General features: G+C 68.3%; 2 protein-coding genes and 1 pseudogene. 1 reads left to right on the forward strand and 2 read right to left on the reverse strand.

Annotated features, from left to right (window positions below):
• Positions 1-341 (reverse strand): recombinase family protein (locus ABZ937_RS42715; protein ID WP_361701074.1); only part of this gene is annotated, 341 nt, incomplete at its 3' end.
• Between the two features lie 140 nt (positions 342-481).
• Positions 482-586, reverse strand: a pseudogene (locus tag ABZ937_RS42720) (hypothetical protein); the annotation flags it as partial.
• 193 nt (positions 587-779) lie between these two features.
• Here ABZ937_RS42720 and ABZ937_RS42725 point away from each other — a divergent pair.
• Positions 780-2,192: a M1 family metallopeptidase gene (locus ABZ937_RS42725; protein WP_361701077.1), complete on the forward strand. Its 1,413-nt coding sequence runs from the start codon at positions 780-782 to the stop codon at positions 2,190-2,192.
• Positions 2,193-2,414: the final 222 nt, after the last annotated feature.

Here is a 2,414-nt window from a genome sequence, read left to right on the forward strand (position 1 = left end):
GCCGTCGTGGTGATCAGGGACTCGACACCAACCCGGATGCACCGCCGGAACGACGCCGCCCTGCGCTGGCGGATCTTTCTCAGCTCTGCTGCTGCCTGAGTCGCCTTGGCGTAGGCAATGAGCCGTCCTGTCTCTGTGGAGATATCGAAGGATGGGTCATTCAGGACAACGAGGGTCTTCCCCCAGTCAAGAACGTCCTTGACGAACGCCATGAAATGGAGATCGTCACGGCTCAGACGGTCCTGTGTGGTGACTGCCAAGACGTCCCACTTCTCCCGTCCTTCCTCGGTAAGCCAGGGGCCCATAGAGGGGCGCTCAGGGAGGTCTACAGAGCCGGACACCGAACGACCTGTGCCCACGTCTGGATGTGTTCCAACTGCCTTGGGATGGACGTTGATTCGTCGGTGTCCACGCTGATCCGCGCGGCAGGTAGCGCCCTCTGTGTCTCTGCCATAGGCAGAGCGGAGAGCAGTTTCAACCTACGCGCGTTGTCGGGATGCTTGTGCAGCAGGTAGCCGAGGTCGGTCGCGGGGCGTTCGGGGGTGCCGGTGGTGATGATGGTCAGGAACACGTGGCCAGGCCTCATGGAAGGGGATGAACTGCGGATGGGTTGAACCGGGATCCTTACTGTGCGCCAACGCACAGCGAACATCCCCTGCGTACCCTGGCATTTTCGCCGCCCAAGCGGAGCCGACCTCCCCTCTTCGCACGGGCCTGTGTCGGCCGTGGGGAACCCTGTGACAAGATCCGCTGGCATGTCATCTGTCATGTCGTCTGCCATGCCTCCGTCGCCCACGCGCCCCTCAAGAACCGGTCGCCGTCTGCTGGTCGCCCTGCTCGCGCTGCTCGCGACAGCAGGCTCCACCGTGGCCGAGGCCGGCACGCCGTCCGGCCCGGCGCCCGGCGCCGCGGTGAGAGCGGCCGAACCCGCGACGCCCGACCGCCCCAGCTACGACGTGAAGCTGCGCGCCGACGGCGACGGCTCCCACTGGGCGGGCCGGCAGACGGTGTCCTTCCGCAACGCCTCCAGCCGGCCCCTGCGTGAGGTGTACATACGTCTGTGGGGCAACGGCGAGGACGGCTGCGGGACATCCGGAAGACCGTCCCCCGTCCGCGTCTCCCACGTGCGCGGCGGCACTCCGGGCCGCCTCGGCGTGAAGTGCACGGCGCTGCGCATCGCTCTGCCGAGGCCGCTCGCACGCGGTGAGCGGACGGCCGTCTCCTTCGACGTGGCCCTCACCGTGCCCGCACGCAACAACCGCTTCGGCCGCGAAGGCGCGTTCCGCTTCCTGGGCAACGCGCTGCCGGTCCTCGCCGTGCACGACGCGAGGGGGTGGCACCTCGATCCGTATGTGTCGTACGGCGAGAGCTTCTACACCCTGGCGAGCGACTTCCGGGTGCGCCTCGACCACCCGTCCGCCCTCAAGGTCCCGGCGACCGGCAGCACATGGACCCGCCCCGGCGGTACCGGGCGTACGGTCACCCACAGCGTCGCCAAGCGGGTGCGGGACTTCGCATGGGCGGCGGGCCCGTTCCGCACCGCGACCCAGACCTCGCCCGACGGCGTGCGCGTGAAGTCGTACTGGTCGCCGAACACGCCCGCCGCCGGTGTCCGCCTCAACCGCAAGGACGGCGTCGCCGCCATCGACCGGTTCGGCAGGGAGTTCGGCCGCTATCCGTACGGCGAGATAGACCTCGTGATGACCCCCGGGTTCGCCGGCGGCATGGAGTACCCCGGCCTGGTCATCCTCGGCACCGAGGAGGAGGGCGGCGCCACCGTCCATGAGATCGCCCACCAGTGGTGGTACGGCATCGTGGGCAACGACGAGTACAACTCACCCTGGCTGGACGAGAGTTTCGCTCAGTACGCCAACGCGCGCTACTACCGCTGGGACGGGTTCGAGTGCTCGCCGGACGACTCCTGGCCGAGCGCCACCGCCGCGCTCACCAACTCGATGGCCTACTGGTCTACACACCGTGGCGAGTACTTCCAGGTCGTGTACGGGATCGGCCCCTGCGTCCTGGCCGACCTGGAGCACGTCCTCGGGGCCGGCACCATGGCGCGCCTCATCAAGAAGTACGCCCACGACCACTGGTACGGCGTCTCCACCACCGTCGACTTCAAGAAGGCCGCACAGTCGATGACGCACAGGGACCTCGGCCCCTTCTGGCGGAAGCACCGCATCCGCTGAAGTCGCACTCCGCTCGCGGGTGACGGGCGTCCCCCGTCGGCGCCACGATGACGGTGACCGACGGGGTACGCGGGCAGGGCGGCGTCGTTCCGGCGGTGCATCCGGGTCGATGGGGCTTCAGGAGCTGGGGCAGGACTGCGGCGTGGTCGGCGGGGGCTGACGCGGAGGCAGGCACGACTTCCGGTGATCATGAGGTGTCGAGTCCCTGATCACCACGACGGA

This window comes from Streptomyces sp. NPDC046727 (assembly GCF_040645635.1).
Taxonomy (GTDB): domain Bacteria; phylum Actinomycetota; class Actinomycetes; order Streptomycetales; family Streptomycetaceae; genus Streptomyces.

Bases quoted from the DNA above. Each gene is read 5' to 3' on its own strand.
- ABZ937_RS42725 (WP_361701077.1), top strand. From the start codon at position 780: ATGCCTCCGTCGCCCACGCGCCCCTCAAGAACCGGTCGCCGTCTGCTG.